15 protein-coding genes are annotated in these 18263 nt (G+C 75.7%); 7 read left to right on the forward strand and 8 right to left on the reverse strand.

Annotated elements, in window-relative coordinates; translation table 11 throughout:
* Positions 1–12: 12 nt before the first annotated feature.
* Positions 13–1149, forward strand: coding sequence for a histidine kinase (locus O7603_RS28565; RefSeq protein ID WP_281572820.1), 1137 nt, complete (start codon positions 13–15; stop codon positions 1147–1149).
* Complete coding sequence (locus tag O7603_RS28570; protein WP_281572821.1) at positions 1146–1775, forward strand: response regulator transcription factor; 630 nt, start codon at positions 1146–1148, stop codon at positions 1773–1775. The genes O7603_RS28565 and O7603_RS28570 overlap by 4 nt, the downstream gene beginning before the upstream one ends.
* 4 nt (positions 1776–1779) lie before the next feature.
* On the opposite strand, the gene O7603_RS28575 is transcribed toward O7603_RS28570, so the two are convergent.
* Together O7603_RS28575 and O7603_RS28580 are read right to left on the reverse strand one after the other, a co-directional pair.
* The gene (locus O7603_RS28575; RefSeq protein WP_281572822.1) at positions 1780–2694 is read right to left on the reverse strand and encodes a L,D-transpeptidase; all 915 of its coding nucleotides are present in this window, start codon (positions 2692–2694) and stop codon (positions 1780–1782) included.
* 123 nt (positions 2695–2817) lie between these two features.
* Positions 2818–4260: an alpha-amylase family protein gene (locus O7603_RS28580; protein ID WP_281572823.1), complete on the reverse strand. Its 1443-nt coding sequence runs from the start codon at positions 4258–4260 to the stop codon at positions 2818–2820.
* Positions 4261–4737: 477 nt separating this feature from the next.
* Between O7603_RS28580 and O7603_RS28585 the strand changes: the two genes are divergently transcribed.
* Genes O7603_RS28585 through O7603_RS28600 form a run of 4 tightly spaced genes read left to right on the forward strand, consistent with a single transcriptional unit; the run spans position 4738 to position 9385 of the window.
* Complete coding sequence (locus O7603_RS28585; protein ID WP_281572824.1) at positions 4738–6306, forward strand: hypothetical protein; 1569 nt, start codon at positions 4738–4740, stop codon at positions 6304–6306.
* Positions 6306–7769 carry an NADH-quinone oxidoreductase subunit NuoF family protein gene (locus O7603_RS28590; RefSeq protein WP_281572825.1) on the forward strand — a complete coding sequence of 488 codons (1464 nt, stop codon included), beginning with the start codon at positions 6306–6308 and terminating at the stop codon, positions 7767–7769. The genes O7603_RS28585 and O7603_RS28590 overlap by 1 nt, the downstream gene beginning before the upstream one ends.
* A 24-nt stretch (positions 7770–7793) precedes the next feature.
* Positions 7794–8513 (forward strand): redoxin domain-containing protein, encoded by a 720-nt coding sequence (locus tag O7603_RS28595; RefSeq protein ID WP_281572826.1) that lies wholly within the window; start codon positions 7794–7796, stop codon positions 8511–8513.
* Positions 8513–9385: a cytochrome c biogenesis protein CcdA gene (locus tag O7603_RS28600; RefSeq protein WP_281572827.1), complete on the forward strand. Its 873-nt coding sequence runs from the start codon at positions 8513–8515 to the stop codon at positions 9383–9385. Before O7603_RS28595 ends, O7603_RS28600 begins: the two co-directional genes overlap by 1 nt.
* A 51-nt stretch (positions 9386–9436) precedes the next feature.
* Here the strand turns inward: O7603_RS28600 and serS are convergent, their stop codons facing one another.
* The 3 genes from serS to O7603_RS28615 all read right to left on the reverse strand — a co-directional run bounded on the left by serS (position 9437) and on the right by O7603_RS28615 (position 13187).
* Positions 9437–10723 carry a serine--tRNA ligase gene (serS, locus tag O7603_RS28605; protein ID WP_281572828.1) on the reverse strand — a complete coding sequence of 429 codons (1287 nt, stop codon included), beginning with the start codon at positions 10721–10723 and terminating at the stop codon, positions 9437–9439.
* 158 nt (positions 10724–10881) lie between these two features.
* Entirely contained in the window at positions 10882–11949 is a 1068-nt protein-coding gene (locus O7603_RS28610) for a MerR family transcriptional regulator (protein WP_281576848.1), read from the reverse strand.
* 47 nt (positions 11950–11996) lie between these two features.
* Entirely contained in the window at positions 11997–13187 is a 1191-nt protein-coding gene (locus tag O7603_RS28615) for a saccharopine dehydrogenase NADP-binding domain-containing protein (protein ID WP_281572829.1), read from the reverse strand.
* 313 nt (positions 13188–13500) lie between these two features.
* On the opposite strand from O7603_RS28615, the gene O7603_RS28620 reads away from it, so the two are divergent.
* A complete protein-coding gene (locus tag O7603_RS28620) occupies positions 13501–16332 on the forward strand; it encodes a LuxR C-terminal-related transcriptional regulator (protein WP_281572830.1) in 2832 nt (943 codons plus the stop codon).
* Between the two features lie 80 nt (positions 16333–16412).
* Here the strand turns inward: O7603_RS28620 and O7603_RS28625 are convergent, their stop codons facing one another.
* From O7603_RS28625 to O7603_RS28635, 3 genes are read right to left on the reverse strand one after another with little or no spacing between them, the layout of a single operon-like run.
* Entirely contained in the window at positions 16413–16961 is a 549-nt protein-coding gene (locus O7603_RS28625; RefSeq protein ID WP_281572831.1) for a DsbA family protein, read from the reverse strand.
* The gene (locus tag O7603_RS28630; protein WP_281572832.1) at positions 16958–17455 is read right to left on the reverse strand and encodes a redoxin domain-containing protein; all 498 of its coding nucleotides are present in this window, start codon (positions 17453–17455) and stop codon (positions 16958–16960) included. Before O7603_RS28630 ends, O7603_RS28625 begins: the two co-directional genes overlap by 4 nt.
* A gap of 54 nt (positions 17456–17509) precedes the next feature.
* The gene (locus O7603_RS28635) at positions 17510–18196 is read right to left on the reverse strand and encodes a BON domain-containing protein (RefSeq protein ID WP_281572833.1); all 687 of its coding nucleotides are present in this window, start codon (positions 18194–18196) and stop codon (positions 17510–17512) included.
* Positions 18197–18263: the final 67 nt, after the last annotated feature.

An 18263-nucleotide genomic window follows, 5' to 3' on the forward strand; every position in this document is an offset into this window, starting at 1 on the left:
AGCGTGGACCCGATGGACGTCGCCACGGCGGGTCAGCCCCAGCCGGTGAGTCGCCGATGGCGGGTCACCGGCTGGCTGCTCGCCGCGGTCTGGCTCTTCTTCCTCAACATTCCGGTGGCCACCGCGCTGCACCAGCCCGAGCCCTGGCGCCGGGCAGTCGGGGTCGGCACGGTGGCCGCCTTCGGCGTGACGTACGTGGTGGTCTTCCAGTGGGTGCGGGCGCTGCGCCAGGCCGGTCGCCCGATTCCGGGCGGTCGGGCGGTCGGCGCGTTGCTGCTGTTGCTGGCGCTCGGCCTGGCCGGCATCCCCGGCACCGGCGGGGACTGGCTGACGACGCTGGTCTTCGTCGCCGCGGCGGCGGTGCTGCTGCTGCCGGGCGGGTGGGCGCTGGCGGTCGTGGTGCTCGCCGCGATCACCCCGCTGGTCGGGGCCCTGCTGGTGCCGGCCTGGGAGGCGGAGAGCACCGTCACGTTCGCCGTCCTGCTCGCCTCGTTCGCGATGTTCGGGTTCGCCCGGCTGGCGCAGCGCAACAGCGAGCTCCAGGCGGCCCAGCGGGAGATCCACCGGCTGGCGGTCGCGGAGGAACGGGCCCGGGCCGCGCGAGACCTGCACGACATCCTCGGCCACTCGCTCACCGTGGTGGCGATCAAGGCCGAGCTGGCCGGCCGGCTGATGGAGGTCGACCCGACCCGGGCGGCGACCGAGATCGCCGAGGTCGAGCGGCTGGCCCGGACGGCGCTGGCCGATGTGCGGCAGACCGTCGGGGCGTACCGGGGGGTGCGCCTGGCCGAGGAGTTGGCCGGCGCCCGCTCGGCGCTGGCCGCGGCGGGGATCACCGCTCTGCTGCCCGACGACCTGCCGGAACTGCCGGCGGAACGGGACCAGCTCTTCGGGTGGGCGGTACGGGAAGGGGTGACCAACGTGGTCCGGCACAGCGGGGCGCGGCGCTGCACGATCCGGGTCGGTGCGGACGCGGTGGAGATCAGCGACGACGGCCGGGGGCCGGCGCCGGACCCGTCGGCGGCCGGGCACGGGCTCGTCGGCCTGCGGGAGCGGGCGGAGCGGCTGGAAGCGACGGTGACCGTCGGCCGCCGCCCGGACGGCCCCGGTTTCCTGCTCCGCGTGGGCCTGCCGGCGGGTCCGCGGTGAGCGCGGGCCCGCCGATCCGACTGCTGCTCGCCGACGACCAGGCGCTGGTGCGGGGCGCGCTGGCCGCGCTGCTCTCGCTGGAGCCGGACCTCACCGTGGTGGCCGAGGTCGGCCGGGGCGACGAGGTGGTGCCCGAGGCCCGGCGCACCAACCCGGACGTCGCGTTGCTCGACGTGGAGATGCCCGGCCTGGACGGCATCGCCGCGACCACCGCACTGCGGGCGGCGCAGCCCGCCTGCCGGGTGCTGGTGGTCACCACCTTCGGCCGGCCCGGCTACCTGCGTCGGGCGATGGAGGCCGGCGCGAACGGCTTCGTGGTGAAGGACACCCCGGCCCGGCAGCTCGCCGAGGCGGTCCGGCGGGTGCATGCCGGCCTGCGGGTGGTCGACCCGACGCTCGCCGCGGAGACGCTCGCCACCGGGGCGAGCCCGCTGACCGAGCGGGAGACCGAGGTGTTGCGGGCGGCCCGGGCCGGCGGGACCGTCGCCGACCTGGCGGGCGTCCTCCACCTGTCCGAGGGGACGGTGCGTAACCACCTCTCCGCGGTCATCGGCAAGACGGGCGCCCGCAACCGCGCGGAGGCCGTCCGGATCGCCGAGCAGAACGGCTGGCTGCTCGGCGACTGAGGACTCAGGCGGTGGGCGGCGGCTCCGGCAGCTGCTCGACGACCACCACGCTGCTGCCGGTCCGCACCTCGGCCAGCAGTTCCCGTTGGCCGGTGCGGGTCAGCCGGATGCAGCCGTTGGTCGTGTTCTTGCCCAGCTCTCCGTCGTGGTACCAGCTGTGCAGGCCGATGTGCGCCCCGCGCAGCCCGGTCGGCACCGAGTTCGGGTCGTCCGGCACCGAGCCGAGCGCGAAGATGTCCACGCCGCCGTAGACGTCCTGCGGTGGTGGGGTGCGGCCGAGGATGAACGTGCGGCCGAGCGGCGTCTCCTGCCCACGCTGGCCCAGGCTGATCGCCCAGGAGCGGACCGCGGCGCCGTCCCGGTACCAGGTCAGCCGGTGCAGGCGGCGCTCCACCACGATCTGGTCCCGCAGGTCGACCGTGTCGTACCCGCCGGGCGGGACCCAGGCGAGCCGGCGGTTGGCCGACGGCAGCAGCACCGCCGTCCAGCCCGCTCGCCGCTCGGCGATCGGCATGGTCAGCTCCACGCCGCTGATGGTCGGGGCGAGGAAGGCCAACGGTTTCCCGCCAGGGGCGTTGTAGGCGGCGATCCGCCGCGTCGGGTGCAGCCCCTCGGTCAGCGGGGTGGTGTCCATGGTGGCCGGATCGGCCGGGAAGCCGCGGGGTGCGGGGTCGTACGTGACCACCGGCAGGCCCGGCGGAGCCGGCGCGGCCGGCGGGACGGTCTCGTCCGTCGCCTGCTCGGCGTCCGTGGGTGCCGGCTGCGACGGGGTGGGCGGCGCCGCCTGCCGGGCCGCCGGTCCCGGGCTCGGGGTCAGGGTCTGGCCGGTGAGGAACGCGGCCACCAACAGCGCCGGTACGCCGAGACCGGCGGCGAGCCACCGGCCCCGACCCGGAGCAATCTTTCGGTCAAACGGCACGAATTCACTCTAGAGGTGTCAGACGCCCCACATCCCCCGGTTCACAAAACACCCACGCCGCCACTTCCGGAGGTTTGCGTCAGTCTCCGCCCGGTTCCTGACGCAAACCTCTTGATCAACCGGTCAGAGGCGGGCGCCGACGTGGATGGCGACCGCGTCGTGCGCCGGGACGTTCGCCGTGAACCAGCCGTTGCCGTCCACCGTGATCACTGGCCCGCTGCACGAGCCGTTTCCGAAGGTGCCGTGGATGACGTCGCAGTAGCGGCCGGCGGGCAGGCCGGTGTAGTACGACCGCCCGGTGATCGCCTGGTCCTCGTCGTTGACGGTGAGGTAGCCCTTCCCGGCCCGGCTGAACGCGATGTGGTTGTTGCCGTTGTCGTACCAGTTGGCGACGCCGGCGCCCTCGGTGGCGTTGCGGAACCCGACCATGTTGGCGATCACCGGCCAGCGGTGTTCGCATTCCCAGCCGGAGTAGCAGGTGGTGTTCAGCGTCTTGTTGCCGCCGTCCGAGGGCGGGCCCTGGTCGCGGTTGCCGAAGGTGTAGCTCGACATCACGGTGGGGGAGCCGTACGGCCAGGCCAGCATGAAGGCGTTGGCCAGCGCGTAGATCCCCCGGTCGCGGTAGGTCAGCACGCCACCGTCGCGCTGGGTGTCGTGGTTGTCCACGAAGACCGCCGCCGGGCCGCTCGGCAGGTGACCCCAGCCCTCACCGAAGTTGCGCAGGTACGCCAGCCGCTCGGAACGGAACACCCGGGCCAGGTCCTTGCCGTAGCGGAACTCGTGCACGTCCCCGTTGCCGGTGTACTCGGTCGGCTGGATCGGCTCGCCCGCGCCGTGGATGACCTCCTGCACGAGGTACGCCGGGCGGGAGAGCCGCGCCCGGATGGCCGCGATGTCGGCGGCCGGCATGTGCTTGCTCGCGTCCATCCGGAACCCGTCGACACCGAGCGCGAGCAGGTCGTTGAGGTACGCGGCGAGCCGACCCCGCACGTAGTCGGACTCCGTCCGCAGGTCGGCGAGATTGACCAGTTCGCAGTTCTGCACCTCGTACCGGTCGTGGTAGTTGACGATGTCGTCGTTGCCGTTCCGGCCGCAGTGGTGGAAGTCCTGGGACTGGTAGCTGCCCGGGTAGTCGTAGTGCCCGTAGGTCGAGCCCGCCCATCCGGTGCCGCCGGCGTCCTGCCCGGACATGTGGTTGACCACCGCGTCGACGATCACCTTCACGCCGGCGGCGTGGCAGGTGTTCACCATGGACTGGAACTGGGCGCGGGTGCCCTTGCGTGACTCGATCCGGTAGCTGACCGGCTGGTACGCCACCCACCACTGGGCGCCGCGGACGTGCTCCTGGGGCGGGGAGACCTGGACGTAGCCGTAGCCCTTCGGGCCGAGGGTGCTCTGGCACTCGGCGGCGACCGACGGCCAGTTCCACTCGAAGAGCTGGACGATGACCTTCTTGGTGCCGCTGGGGGCCGCCGCGGCCGGGGGTGCCGTGGCGGCGGTCGGGACGATCAGGCTGGCGAGCAGGCCGGCGGCGAGGATCGCCGCGCGGCATCGGCGTCGATGCATCGGGGCTCCTGACGGGGGCGGGGGGACGACGGTGGCGCAGCGGGGGCGGGCGCCTCGACTGCCGGAATCTTGCAGCAGCGGGCTGAAATTTTCGGAAAGGTTACAAGCGCGTTGCAGTGACTGTCAACGCATGGACATGCATCGCTGTCTGGCGTCGGCGGCCACCGACGGGTCGTCCCGCGGCCGGCCTCCCGGCCAGTCGGCGGGCGGCCGGCAGGCGGCCGGCGGGGCGTTCGGCGGGGCGGCGGCCCACACGCGCGGCGGCGTCCGGCGGTTCGATCCGGCGGCGAAATTTCTGCGCCTCCGGTGATCCGCCCGCGGCGCCGCTCCGTACTCGATGGGGGAGCGGGTCGGCCGGCGGTACGCCGCCGCTAGACGATCGAGGAGCAGATGGCCCGGGCTAAGCAGAACCAGAGGGCGACGACCGTCCGGACCAGCGAGAGCAGCCGGGGGGTACGCGGCCGGTCCCGGCCTGCGATGGCCGCACTGATCTTCTCCGCGCTCGCCGCGGCATGGGCCGCCGTGATGCTCACCGGCGCCGGCCAGCGGGCGTACGCGTACGGCTTCTTCTTCACCGAGTTCTTCGCCGGCGTGGTCACCCTGGTCGCGCTGAGCCTCACCGTCATGCTGGGCCTGCTCGCCACCGACCGGCTGGTCCTGCTGATCCGGCACCGGGTGCTGCTCCAGTCCGCGCACCGGGCGACCGGTGTCCTCGGCGTCGTCGGCCTCCTGTTCCACGTGCTCACCAAGGTGGCCACGGGCCGGGCGGCGAGCACGGACGCCGTGGTGCCCTTCGTCGGCGGCCGAGGGCTCTACGTCGGGCTCGGCACGGTGGCCGCCCTGCTGATGGTCAGCGTGCTCTGGACCGGCATCATCCGGGCCCGGTTCGCCGGCGTCGGTCCGAAGTGGCTCTGGCGGGCGCTGCACTCCCTGGCGTACCTCGCCTGGCCCTTCGCCCTGGTGCACGGCCTGTACGCCGGCCGCCCGGCGAAGTCCTGGGTCATGCTGAGCTACCTGGCCTGCCTGCTGCTGGTGGTGTTGGCGCTGCTGGTCCGCCTCTCGGTGACCGTGGGCCGGCGCAGCCGGGAGCAGCACCAGGCCGCCGCGATGAACCAGGCCCTCCTCGCCCGACCGGCCGAGGAGGGCCAGGGACGGTCGCTGCTGGCCGGGCTGGTGCGCCGCGGCGACGCCAAGCGTGCCGCTCAGGCCGCCCGGGAGCGCCGCGAGGCCGAGTGGGCGCGGACCACCGCGGAGCTCTCCGTGCCGGCGGGCGGGCGGCGGCGCGATCCGGAGCGGTTCACCGTGCCGGTGGTGCCGGAGCCGGGCACCCTCCGCGAACCGGTGCGGCCCGGCCGCCGCGAGCGGGACGAGGAGCGGGCCGCCCGGCGTACCAGCCGGAGCCGGACGGCGGAGGCCGCACCGGCGGCGTCCCGGTCCGCCCGGTACCGGGACGAGGAGCCGGAGGTGGAGACGACGCGATCGCGGCGTCGCCGCGCCGAGGAACCGGCGTCGGGTCGATCCCGGCGCGGCCGGGTGGAGGAGACGCAGCCGGCCGCCGACGAGCGGACCGGGAGCCGGTCCCCCGGGTCGAGCCGGCGGCGTCGCCGCGCGGAGGACGAGGTCGACGCCGGCGCCCGGTACCCGGCCCCGCGCCGGCGGGTCGACCAGCCGGAGGAGCCGTGGACCAGCCCGCGCCGCTGGGAGGCCGCCGAGCCGATCTCGGCCGGACCCGTCTCCGCCGGCCCGGTCTCCGGCACGCCGATCTCCGGTACGCCGATCTCGGCGGAGCCGCGCAGCGGCGGTGGCCGGCACAGCGTCGAGGAGGACGTGCCGGAGGAGCCGGACTACTGGCGTCCGCCGGCCCGGTACGCGCCGGAGGAGCCGCCGGTGCCGGTCGACGACACCCCGACCCTGGTCGACCTGGCCTCCCGCCGGGCGCGAAAGGCCTCCGGGGAGGGCCGGTCCGGCCGCCGCAAGCGGGCCAACGCCAACGCGGACGCGGTGGACGGGGCGTACTGGGCCGGGCTGCGGGGTGAGGCGAAGTGATGCGGACGACGGTCCCGCCGGTCGCCTGCGTCGGTGAGCCCCGGCTGACCGCCGGCTTCGCCGAGTTCGGTCGGCTGGACCTGGCCGCGCACGAGCAGGTGCACGGGCCGGTGGGCCCGATGGAGCCGGCCAGCCTGCTCCGGCTCGCCGAGGGGATACAGCTCAAGGGCAAGGGCGGGGCGGGCTTCCCGTTCGCCCGGAAGCTGCGCGCGGTACTGGAGTCCTGCGAGCGGCAGGACCTGAGCGCGGTGGTGGTGGTCAACGCCACCGAGGGGGAGCCGGGCAGCTGGAAGGACAAGGTGCTGCTGACCCGGGCCCCGCACCTGATCCTGGACGGCGCGGCACTGGCCGCGTACGCGCTGGACGCCGAAGAGATCGTGATCGGCGTGACCGACGACGTCGTGGGGCGCGAGTCGCTGACGGAGGCGCTCGCGGAGCGCCGGATGCCGGTGCCGGCCACCATCGTCACCGTCCCGCACCGGTTCATCTCCGGCGAGGGCGGCGCACTGGTCAACGGGATCAACGGGCTGCCGCACATCCCGCCCGGCACCAAGAAGCGCTCCAGCGACTCCGGCGTCGGCGGGCTGCCCACTCTCCTGTCGAACGCGGAGACGTTCGCCCAACTGGCCGTGGCCGCCCGGCTCGGCCCGTACGAGTACGCCGCCGTCGGCACCGACGACGAGCCGGGCACCGTGCTGCTCACCGTCACCGGCGCGGCCGGCCGGCCGGCGGTCGTCGAGTGCGCGGGCGGCACGCCGCTGCGCGACATCCTCGACCTCTGCGAGGTGCCCGACGGCCCCGGCATCCTGACCGGCGGCTACCACGGAAAGTGGATCACCGCGGAGGCGGCGGACCGGGCGGAGATCTCCCGCAAGGGGCTGGCCGCGGTCGGCGGCACGCTGGGGGCCGGCATCATGATCCCGCTCGGCGCCGACACCTGCCCGCTCGGCGAGGCCGCCCAGGTGGTGCGCTACCTCGCCGGCGAGTCCGCCGGCCAGTGCGGGCCGTGCAGGATGGGCCTGCCGGATCTGGCCCGAGCCGTGGACCTCGCGGTCGCCGGCAGCCGGCCCGCCGACGTCGTGCGGGCCGCCGCCGGCGAGGTGAAGGGCCGCGGGGCGTGCAGCCACCCCGACGGTACGGCCCGGTTCGCGCTCTCCGCGATCGAGGTCTTCGTGGAGGACCTGCGCCTGCACTCGACCGGCGAGGGCTGCGGCCGGCGGGTCAAGGGCGTGCTGGGACTGCCCGGCGCGCCCGACCCGGACCCGCAGAAGCTCACCCTCGACTGGTCCCGCTGTGACGGGCACGGGCTCTGCGCGCACGTGGTGCCGGACTTCATCCGGCTGGACGCCAACGGCTACCCGGCCTTCCCGCCGACCCCGGTGCCGACGTGGCTGCGCCAGGGCGCGATGAAGGCGGTCAAGGTCTGTCCCGAGCTGGCCCTGCGGCTGGCCAAGGCCGAGTGACGGCCGCGACGAAGGGAGCCGCCGATGTGGTCGGTGGACAGCGGGGAGCCGGCCCGGGCGTCGGCCGGCGACGCGGCCCGGCTGCCGCGCGTCCCGGCATCAGGTCGCACGTCGGCCGGGGTGCGGGGCATCGCGCGCGTCCCGGCGTCGGGTCGCGCCGCGGCCCGGGTGCGGGGCGTCGCCGCGGGGATCGCCCTGCTCGCGCTGCTGGCGGCCATGACGTCCTGTGCCGGCGGCGGTGAGCCCGGGGCGATCGCCGCACCGCCGGTCGCGCCGGCGTCCGGGCCCGCGCCCGCGCCCGCATCCGGGGCCGCGTCCGGGACGCCGGCGGCGGTCCGGGTGCCGGACACCCTCGACTTCACCGCCACCACGCTCGACGGCGCGCCCTTCTCCGGCGCCGGCCTCACGGGCCGGCCGGTCGTCCTCTGGTTCTGGGCCCCGTGGTGCGCCACCTGCGCGAGCCAGGCGTGGACGGTCGCCGAGGTCGCGCCGGCGTACCGGGACCGCGTGCCGGTCGTGGGCGTCGCCGGACTCGGCGAGCAGCGGGCGATGCGCGACTTCGTCACCGAGTTCGAGCTGGCCGGGGTGCCGCAGCTCGACGACCGGGCCGGGAAGGTCTGGAGACGCTTCGAGGTGGTCGAGCAGAGCACCTTCGTGATCATCGACCGGGACGGGAGGGTGGTCCACCGGGGCTTCCTCGACGGCGAGGCGCTCACCGCGCGGCTCGCCGCGCTGGCCGGCTGATGACGACCGGGCTGCTGCTCGCGCTGACCGCCGGAATGCTCGGCGCGGTCAACCCGTGCGGCTTCGCGATGCTGCCGGCGTACCTGTCGCTGCTGGTGGCCGGGGCGCCGCACACCCGGGGCGCGGTGGGCCGCGCGCTCACCGCGGCCACCGGGCTGACGCTGGGGTACGTGCTGGTCTTCGGCGCCTTCGGCCTGGCGCTCGCCCCGCTCGCCGGATGGCTGCGGCCCCGACTGCCGTGGTTCACCGTCGTGCTGGGGCTGGTGCTCGTGGTCGCCGGGGGCTGGCTGCTCGCCGGTCGGCGGCTGCCCGCACCGGGCCGGTTCGCCCGGGCGCCCCGGCTCACCCGCTCGTGGGCGTCCATGGTGCTCTTCGGCGCGGCGTACGCGGTCGCCTCGCTGGGCTGCGCCATCGCCCCGTTCCTGGCGATCGTGGTGACGAGCCTCCAGGCCGGGTCGGCCCTGCGGGGGCTCGCGCTGTTCGGGGCGTACGCGCTGGGGATGGGTCTGGTGGTCGCGGTGGCCGCACTCGGCGTGGCGCTGGTGCGCGACGGGCTGGTGACCCGGCTGCGCGGCGCCGGCGCGCTGGTGCCCCGGCTCAGCGGGGTGGTGCTGGTGGCCGCCGGCGGCTACGTGGCCTGGTACGGCTGGTACGAGGCGCGGCTCGCCGCCGGCCGCCGCGACGCCCTGAGCGACCCGGTGGTGCTCGCCGCGACCCGAGGCCAGCGAGCCCTGGCCGCGACCCTGGACGCGCTCGGCCCGGCGCCCGTCACGGCGGTGCTGGCCGCACTGCTCCTCGCCGCCGCCCTGTCCCGCCGTAACCGCCACTCGACGCGACGATCATGCAGTCGTGGTGGTGAACAAAGGGGGTGAGTCCACCTTCCAGGCACCACAACTGCATGATCGACGAGCAGGGGAGTGGGGTCAGCCCAGCGGGGTGAGGCGGTCGGTGCCCAGCTTGTCGCGGAGCACCTCCGGCACCAGCACGGTGCCGTCGGGCTGCTGGAACTGCTCCAGGATGGCCGGGAAGAGCCGGCTGGTGGCCAGCGCCGAACCGTTGAGCGTGTGCACGAACCGGGTCTGCTTGCCGCCCGGCTCCCGGTAGCGGATGGCCGCCCGGCGGGCCTGGTAGTCGCCGCCCCAGGAGACCGACGACACCTCCTTGTACTTGCCGGTGCTCGGCATCCAGACCTCGACGTCGAAGGTCTTCCGCATCGCGGCGCTGGAGTCGCCGGCTGCGAGCAGGCTGGTCTGGAAGTGCAGGCCCAACTTCCCGACCAGGCCCTCCACGTGGCCGACCATCGACTCCAGCGCGGCGTCCGCCTGCTCGGGCAGGGTGAACTGGAAGATCTCCACCTTGTTGAACTGGTGCCCGCGCACCGTGCCGCGCTCGTCGGAGTGCGAGCCGGCGGCCTCGCGCCGGTAGCACGGCGTGTACGCGAACGCCTTCAGCGGCAGCCGCGCGGTCTCCAGGATCTCGTCCTGGAACGCGCCGAGGATCGCCGTCTCCGCGGTGGGCAGCAGGAACTGGCCGCGCGGGGCCGACTGCCTGTCCAGGTGGTAGACGTCGTCGTAGAACTTCGGGAACTGCCCGGCCGCGAAACCGGCGCTGTCCAGCAGCAGGTGCGGCGGGAGCAGGAACTCGTAGCCGGCCGTGATGTTCTGCTCGATGAGCCAGTTGACCAGCGCCCACTCGAGCCGGGCGCCCAGGCCGGTGTACATCCAGAAGCCGGAGCCGCCGAGCTTGACGCCCCGCTCGTGGTCGACCAGGCCGAGCGCGCGGCTCAGCTCCACGTGGTCGCGGATCTTCTCGATGGCCGGCGGCTCGCCGAAGGTCCGGACGACCCGGTTCGCCTCCTTGCCACCGGCGACGACGTCGGCGGCGGGCAGGTTGGGCAGCTCGCTCATGGTGCTGCGCAGCCGGGCCTGCACCCCGTCCAGCTCGGACTCCAGTTCGGCGAGCTGCTTGCGCTCGGCCTCTGGCGCGGTGACCTGCGGCTCTACGCCGGCCCGCTTCGCCTCCGCGTACGCCCGCGCCTCCGCCTTGCGGCGCTGCCGCTCGGCGTCGATCTCCGTAATCAGGGCGCGACGCTCCTGGTCGAGCCGCTGGATCTCGTCCAGGGCCCGGTTGACCTCGGCGGGATCCAGTCGCTTCGCCAGCGCGGTCGCCACCGCCTCGCGATCCTTCCGGATCAACTCCATGTCGAGCATGCTGCTCCGTACGCCTCCGTCCGGGAGTCTGGTGGACCCCCAGATGCTACCGTCGCGCCCTTCCGCCCCACCGACGCACCGTCGCCTGCCGTCCGGCGCCCCGCGAACGTGGAAGGAGACGGCTCGACCTCCTCCCACGATTCGCGGGACACCCAGGGTCAGAGCCGGATCGGCATGAGGATGGAGTAGGCGTCCCCGTCGGCCGAGCCGCGGATCGCCAGCGGGGCGATGGGGCCGTCCAGTTCCAGCACCAACTGCCCGTCGCCGGCGGCGTCGAGCGCATCGAGCAGGTAGCGGGCGTCCACTCCGACGCGTACCCCGGCCGTCGCGTCGTCCGGGCCGATCACCCGCAGCCCCCGGTCGTCGGCGCCGAGCACCGTCACCACGTAGCTGCGCCCGTCGTGCTCCCGATGCAGCGTGGGGGCGTCGGGCGCGCGCAGCGCGGTCCGCAGCGCGTCGGCGTCGATCGGGAACCGGTGGGCCGGCGGCTCACCGCCGGTGCGCGGCAGCAGCCGCTGGTAGTCGGGGAAGTCGTACGGCAGCGCGTCGGCGCTGACCACCCGGCCGGCGACCGAGACCGCGATCCGGGTGCCCTCGACGGTCAGGTGGGCCTCCGGGGCGATCCCGGCGCCGGTGTCCAGCAGGGCGCGGACGTCGTCGACGAAACCGGCCGGGGCGAGAGCCCGGGTCGGCGGCCCGTCCACCTGGGCGGCGCCGACCCGGGCCAGCGCGAGGCGGTGCCGGTCGGTGGCGACCACCCGGACGCCGTCCGGCTCGACGTCGAACAGCACGCCGGTGAGCACCGGCAGGTCCGGGTCGGTGCCGACGGCGAAGCGGACGGCGTCGATGGCGCGGGCCAGGTCGACGCGGGACAGCACGAGGCGGGTGGTCATCGCGGGCTCCTCGGGGCCGAGCAGGGTACGGATCCGGGAGAGCTCGCGGCGGGCGTCGGCGAGGCCGTCCTCCAGCCGGCGCAGGTGCGCGTCCAGCAGCCGGTGCACGGCGGCCGGCTCGGCCCGCACCGCGGCGGCGATCTCGGCGACCGGCATGCCGACCCGTCGCAGGCCGGCGACCAGCCGGGCCGGCGCCACCTGGTCGTCGGTGTACCAGCGGTAGCCGGTCACCGGGTCCACGTGGGCGGGCACCAGCACCCCGGCCGAGTCGTAGAACCGCAGGGCGCTGACCGTCAGGCCGCTGGCCCGGGCCAGCTCGCCGATGCTGCGCAGCTCGCTCTCCACGACCGGAGACCCTGTCGTCTCGACCTGGTCGAGGGTCAAGCCCGCCCCGCCGGGCCGTCCAGCACCCGGAACGTGATGCCGGCCCGGGTGAGCCGGCCGAGCAGCGCCTCGCCCATCGCGGTCACCGGGGTGACCTGCCCGGCGGTCGGCGGCAGGTCGTCCAGGGCCAGGCAGAGCGCCGACTCGGCGAGCATCTTCGCCGTCTCGTCGTAGCCGGGGTCGCCGCCGGACACCTCGGTGTGCACCCGCCGCCCGCCGCCCGCCCCGACGAACCGGACCCGGAACCACGACCGCGACCGCTGCTGCGGCGTCGGCCCCTGGCCGGAGGCGAGCCGGCCGAGCAGCCAGCGTCGGGCGGGTGGCACCCTGACCAGGCCGGCCAGGGCGCCGAGCCCGGCCGCGGCGGCCAGCACGGTGGGCAGCCGCCGCACCGCGGCGAAGTGCCGGTAGCGGAAGTCCGGCCCGTACTCCGGGCACGCGGCCGCGGAGCGGCGGACGACGTGCGGATCGATCGTGGGCAGCGGCACCGTCCACATGCCCAGCTCCGCCGAGCGGGCGAGGCGACCCGCCACCGCCCGGACCCGCCGGTCCGCCGGCCGCGGCTCGACCGCGCGGCGCTCGCGCGCGGCCCGGCTCGCGTGGGCGGCGCGGGAGAAGGCGGTGAGCGCCGAATGGTACGTGCCGGCCGAGAATCGTCCGCCGGCCCGGACGAAGCCGTCGACCGTGATCGCCGCGTCGGCGGGCAGGTGCCGGACGGTGAACCAGGCGCCCAGGTCGTGCGGGATCGAGTCGAAGCCGCAGGCGTGCACCAGCCGCGCCCCGGTGCGGACGGCCTCGGCGTGGTGGCGCAGGTACATCAGGTCGACGAACTCCGGCTCGCCGGTGATGTCCAGATAGTCGGTGCCGGCCCGGGCGCACGCGGCGACCAGCGGCTCCCCGTGGTGGATGAACGGGCCGACGGTGCTGGCGACCACCCGGGTGCTCTCCGCCAGCGCGCGCAACGAGTCGGCGTCGGCCACGTCTGCGGTCAGCAGCGGCAGCCCGGCCAGCGCCGGGTCGATCCCGGCGAGCCGCTCACGTACCGTCGCCACCTTCCCGGGGTCGCGCCCCGCGAGCGCCCACCGCAGCCCGGCGGGGGCGTGTCTGGCCAGGTATTCGGCGGTCAGCCCGCCGGTGAAACCGGTCGCGCCGAACAGCACGAGGTGGTGCGTCCGCTCCCCAACCATCCCCGGAGTCTGCCATCCCGTCCGCGTGGCGGCACACCCTCGCTCCCGCGGCGCGGCCCGGGCGCCGGGGTACGGCCAGCGCCCGGGCCACCGCTCCGGCGGCCGCCGAGCCGGCGGGGGTGAGCGCCGACGCGGCCAGCCGTCCGAAACGTCCCACCTCGTCCCTTCCGCCTCGTTCCGCTCGGCCCCGGTGTACCCCCGATGGTGGGCGCGGTGCGGGTGAACGCGGCTCGCCCCGAAGGGGTGAACCGGCCACCGCCGGGTAACCGCCCGCCGACCGGGGGGTGGAACGCGTCCGTGGGGGTGGGGCCGGATGCCGGAGCAGCAGAGCGGGGCACGGGTGGAGACGGCGACGCCGGATGCGGCCGGGCCGCCGCTGCTCGCGTCCCGGCTGACCCCGCCCGCGCTGCCCGAACCGGTGGTGGCCCGGCCCCGGCTGCTGCGCCGGCTCGACGCCGGCAGCGCCGGGCCGGTCACCCTGGTCCGGGCGCCGGCCGGGTGGGGCAAGACCACCCTGCTCGTCTCCTGGACCCGCCTCGTCGACGGCAGCGCCGGGGAGGGCGCCGACGTGCGCCCGGACGGCAGCGTCGCCGACCCGCGCCGGCCGACCCCGGCCTGGGTGTCCGTGGAGAGTGGCGACGACGGCGACCGGCTCTGGTTGTACCTGGCGGCGGCGCTGCGCGCCACGACGGATCCGGTGCTGGACCCGGCGGCGCCGGTGCCGGACCGGCCGCCCCGTCCCGACCAGCTGGAACTGCTGGCCGCCGCGCTGGCCGCCCGGGAGCGGCCGGTGCTGCTGGTCCTGGACGACCTGCACCGGGTCACCGACCCGGCGGCGCTGACCGGCCTGGAGTTCCTCCTCCGCCATGCCGAGCAGCGGTTGCGCCTGGTGGTCGGTGCGCGCGCCGGGCTGCCGCTGGCCGTGCACCGGCTCCGGCTGGCCGGCGAGCTGACCGAGATAGGCCCGGACGAGCTCGCCTTCACCGACGACGAGGTGGCCGATCTGCTCAGCGCGCACGGCGTGCGGCTGCCCGGCGCGGCGCTGCGCCGGCTGCGGGAGCGGACCGCTGGCTGGCCGGCGGCGCTCCGGTTCGCCGCGCTGGCGCTGGACCGTCAACCTGACCCGGCGCGCTGGGTCGGTCGGTTCGGCGGGGACCAGCCGGAGATCGCTGGCTACCTGCACGAGGAAGTGCTGGCGGCGGTCGCGCCGGAGGCGCGCGAGCTGCTGCGGCGAACCGCGCTCGCCGAGACGGTCTGCGCCGACCTTGCGGACGCGCTCACCGGCCGCGCGGACGGCGAGCGCATGCTCGCCGACCTGTCCGGCGACCGTGGCCTGCTGAGCCGCGACGACAGCCGGCCGCCCTGGTACCGCTGCCACCCGCTGCTGACCGACCTGCTCCGGGCCGACCTGGCCCGGCTGCCCGCCGACGAGCTGCGCGACCTGCACCTGCGGGCCGCCGGCTGGTACGCCGACAACGGCCGCCCGGCCGAGGGGCTACGGCACGCGCTGACCGCCGGCCGGTGGGACCGGGCGACCGAACTCTTCGTCGCGCAGTGGCCGGAGCTGGCGCCGTACGACCGGGCCGGCGCGGACGGCCCGCCTCCGGCGTCTCCGCCGCCGGAGGCGGTGCGCCGGGACCCGGAACTCGCGCTCGCCTGCGCCGCCGAGCGGGCCCACGCCGGCGACGCCGCGGCCGCAGCCGGATACCTGCGCAGCGCCGCCGACCACGCGGGGACGCTACCCACGCCCCGGCGGGACCGCTTCCTGCGGCTCGCCACCGCGCTGGAGCTCACCCTCGCCCGCCTGGCCGGCGACCACGCCGAGGTGCGCGCCGCGGCCGCCCGGCTGGTTCGCGGCCGGATGACCGGGGCCGGCGAACCGCCGCCGAGCGCGGCGGGCGCCGGCCCGCGCGGCGGCGCCACCGAGGACGCCGACCTGCGCGCCTTCGCCGGTACGGCGCTCGGGCTGGTCGAGCTTGCCGAGGGGCAGCTGCCCGGGGCGCGCTTCGCCCGTGCGCTGGCGGCGGCCGGGGAGGCCGGTCGGCCCCGCACCGAGCTGGTCTGCGCGAGCCGGTCGGCGCTGCTGCACGCGGTCCGGGGAGAGCTGCGGGCCGCCGAGACCGCCGCCCAGGAGGCGCTGGCCATGCCGCCCTGTCACGGCTGGGCCTGCCGGCTCGACTGCGGGTACGCCTACCTGGCGCTCGCCGTCGTGGCGCTGCACCGGGACCAGCCCGAGGAGAGCGCGGCGAACCTGGCCCTGGCCGCGCCGGCGACCGGCGGGGCGGAGCCGGACGACCGGCCCCCGGGGGCCGACGTGCCGGCCGCCGAGACCGTCGCCGCCGCCGTGGCCGCACTCTGTCGCGCGCGGCTGCTGCATGATCGGGGCGAGCCGGCGGCTGGACAGCGGCTGCTGGTCGAGGCCCGGGACCGGCTGGCCGACCGGCCCACCGGTGCCGACCTGGCGTACCTGCTGCTGGCCGCCGAGGCCGACCTTCGTGGCGCCCGAGGAGACCTGGACACGGCGCGGGAGCTGCTCACCCGGCCGGTGCGGGAACAGGCCGGGCCGGTGGCGCCGCTGGCGGTGGCACTGGCCCGGGTCGAACTACGGGCGGGCGATCCGCGGGCCGCCGGCCGGGCGCTGCCGGACTGGCAGGCGGCGGAGGCGTCCGACTGGCCGTTGGCGCTGCGCCTCGAGGCGGGCCTGCTCGACGCGGTCCTGGCCCGCCATGCCGGAGACGAGCGCCGCGCCGGCCGGGTTCTCGAGCAGATGCTCGACCTGGCCGGCCCGGAGGGCTTCCGGCGGGTCTTCACCCGGGCCGAGCCGGCCGTACGGGATCTGCTCGCCGCCCACCTCGACACCGGCACCGCGCACTGGCCGATGGTGAGCGACCTGGTCCGGGGCGCGGACGAGCCGGCGGACCGGGGGGCGGCCGAGCCGGCGCCGGCGCTGGACGAGCCGCTGACCGAGCGGGAACTCACCATCCTGCGTTACCTGCAGAGCATCCTGTCCAACGTCGAGATCGCCAGCGAGCTGTCCCTGTCGGTCAACACGGTGAAGACCCACGTCCGCAACATCTACCGCAAGCTCGACGCGACCCGCCGCCGCGAGGCGGTACGGCGGGCGCGTGAGCTACGGCTGATCTGAGCCGGGTCGGCCGCGCAGCGCCGGGTCGGCCGGTCTGTGCCCGGGTCGGCCGGGCCGTGCCGGGTCGGCCGGTCCGCGCCTCAGGTGTCGGACGCGGCGTCCACTGCGGCGAGCAGGTCGGGCAGGGCGTACCCGCCGTCGTGGCGGACGTCGTTGATGAACAGGGTCGGGGTGCCGTTCACCCCGCTGCGGATGCCGCCGACGAAGTCCCGCCGCACCCGGTCGGCGTGCGCCTGCCGTTCCACCTCGGCGCCGATCTCGTCCGGCGGCAGGCCGAGTTGCTCGACGCCGAGCGACAGGTGCACCGGGTCGAGCTGGTCCTGGTGCTCGAACAGCCAGTCGTGCATCTCCCAGAACCGCCCCCGCGTCCCGGCCGCCTCGGCCGCCTCGGCGGCGCTCTCCGCGTACGGGTGCACGTTGGCGATCGGGAAGTGGCGGTAGACCAGGCGGACCGTCCCGTCCCGCTGCCGGAGCATCTCGTGCAGGTTCGGGTACGCGGCGCCGCAGAACCGGCACTGGAAGTCGCCGTACTCGACGACGGTCACCGGCGCGTCCGGCGCGCCCCGGACATGGTCGCTCTCGGTCACCGGCGTCCGCAGACGGGCGGTGACCTGCAAGGGCGTGATCATCCGGCCACCACCTGCCGATCGGCGGCCAGCCGCTCCAGCGCGTCGAGGATGCCGTCCGCCCCCGGGTTGACGTCGGGCGGGGAGAGGTGACTCCAGGCCACCGTGCCGTCCGGGCCGAGCACCACCAGCGCCCGCGCGGCCTCGCCCTGCGGGGTGTAGGCGCCGTACGCGCGGGCCACCTCGCCCTTGGGCTCGAAGTCGGCGAGCAGCGGGAACTCGATGCCCTGGCTCTGCGCGAACGCCCGGTGCGACCAGATGCTGTCCACCGAGATGCCGAGCACCGCGGCGCGGTAGCGGTCGAACTCGGGCATGGCGGCCTGGTAGAGCGCCATCTGGTCGCCGCAGACCGGGGTCCAGTCGGCCGGGTAGAAGGCGAGCACCACCGGCCGGCCGCGGTACTCGCCGGGGCCGGTGCGCCGCCCGTCCGGGGTGGCCGGCAGGGTGAAGTCGGGCCCCGGCCGGCCCGGTCCGATCAGCCCGTTCGGATCAGTCATGACTCCCACGCTCGCTCCCGGTCGGGTGAGGCCGGCTCACCCGGGCCGGGTGGTTCAGCGGAGCACGGGGGCGACCGCGAGGTGGTTCTGCACCTCCCGGATGCCCGGCGCCGACCAGGCCACCCGCTCCACCTCGGCCCGTTCCGGCATCGAGTGCACCAGCCCGGACAGCAGCACGGTGTCGCCGTGGACCCGCACGGTGACCCGCTCGGCCTCGGTGGCCCGGCTGCGGGCCAGCGCGTCGACGATCCGTTGGGCCAGTTCGTGCCCGTCCGGGCGGATGGCCGGGCGGACGGTGATCCCGTTGCTGACGCCCCGGACGCCGGCGAGCCGGCTGACCACCCGCTCGGCCGCCCGTCGCTGGTACTCCCACTCCGCCTCGCCGTGCAGGGTCACCCAGCCGGCGGAGACGGTCACCTGCATCTGCTCGACCGGGACGAACGCGTCCCACTCCAGGGCGTGCCCGACCGCCGCGGCGATGTCCGGGTCGGCGCGCTCCGCCCCGCCGGGCAGCTGCACGGCCAGATCGTTGGCGACCGCGCGGACCCGGGTCACCCGGTGCGCGGCCCGCTCGGCGGCCCACTTCTTGGCGTAGCTGTCCACCCGGCCGGTCAGCGTGACGACGCCCTCGGAGACGGTCACGCCGATCTCGTGCGGTCGTACCCGCGGTTCCCACGTCAGCTCGTCGAGGACGTCGGACTGGATGTCCTGGTCGGTGCGGGTGATCGTCTCGGTGGCCATCTGTCCCTCCTCCGGTCTCCCCGGGCGGCGCCAGCACGCACGCCCGCGTCCACCGATCCTGTCGCCG

Source organism: Micromonospora sp. WMMD812 (assembly GCF_027497215.1).
Classification (GTDB): domain Bacteria; phylum Actinomycetota; class Actinomycetes; order Mycobacteriales; family Micromonosporaceae; genus Micromonospora.

What these genes read in the sequence shown, in the direction of transcription:
- O7603_RS28565 (WP_281572820.1), top strand. Translation starts at nt 13, where the DNA reads ATGGACGTCGCCACGGCGGGTCAGCCCCAGCCGGTGAGTCGCCGATGG.
- O7603_RS28580 (WP_281572823.1), bottom strand. Translation starts at nt 4,260, where the DNA reads ATGCATCGACGCCGATGCCGCGCGGCGATCCTCGCCGCCGGCCTGCTC.
- O7603_RS28585 (WP_281572824.1), top strand. Translation starts at nt 4,738, where the DNA reads ATGGCCGCACTGATCTTCTCCGCGCTCGCCGCGGCATGGGCCGCCGTG.
- O7603_RS28590 (WP_281572825.1), top strand. Translation starts at nt 6,306, where the DNA reads ATGCGGACGACGGTCCCGCCGGTCGCCTGCGTCGGTGAGCCCCGGCTG.
- O7603_RS28595 (WP_281572826.1), top strand. Translation starts at nt 7,794, where the DNA reads ATGTGGTCGGTGGACAGCGGGGAGCCGGCCCGGGCGTCGGCCGGCGAC.
- O7603_RS28600 (WP_281572827.1), top strand. Translation starts at nt 8,513, where the DNA reads ATGACGACCGGGCTGCTGCTCGCGCTGACCGCCGGAATGCTCGGCGCG.
- serS (WP_281572828.1), bottom strand. Translation starts at nt 10,723, where the DNA reads ATGCTCGACATGGAGTTGATCCGGAAGGATCGCGAGGCGGTGGCGACC.
- O7603_RS28615 (WP_281572829.1), bottom strand. Translation starts at nt 13,187, where the DNA reads ATGGTTGGGGAGCGGACGCACCACCTCGTGCTGTTCGGCGCGACCGGT.
- O7603_RS28620 (WP_281572830.1), top strand. Translation starts at nt 13,501, where the DNA reads ATGCCGGAGCAGCAGAGCGGGGCACGGGTGGAGACGGCGACGCCGGAT.
- O7603_RS28625 (WP_281572831.1), bottom strand. Translation starts at nt 16,961, where the DNA reads ATGATCACGCCCTTGCAGGTCACCGCCCGTCTGCGGACGCCGGTGACC.
- O7603_RS28630 (WP_281572832.1), bottom strand. Translation starts at nt 17,455, where the DNA reads ATGACTGATCCGAACGGGCTGATCGGACCGGGCCGGCCGGGGCCCGAC.
- O7603_RS28635 (WP_281572833.1), bottom strand. Translation starts at nt 18,196, where the DNA reads ATGGCCACCGAGACGATCACCCGCACCGACCAGGACATCCAGTCCGAC.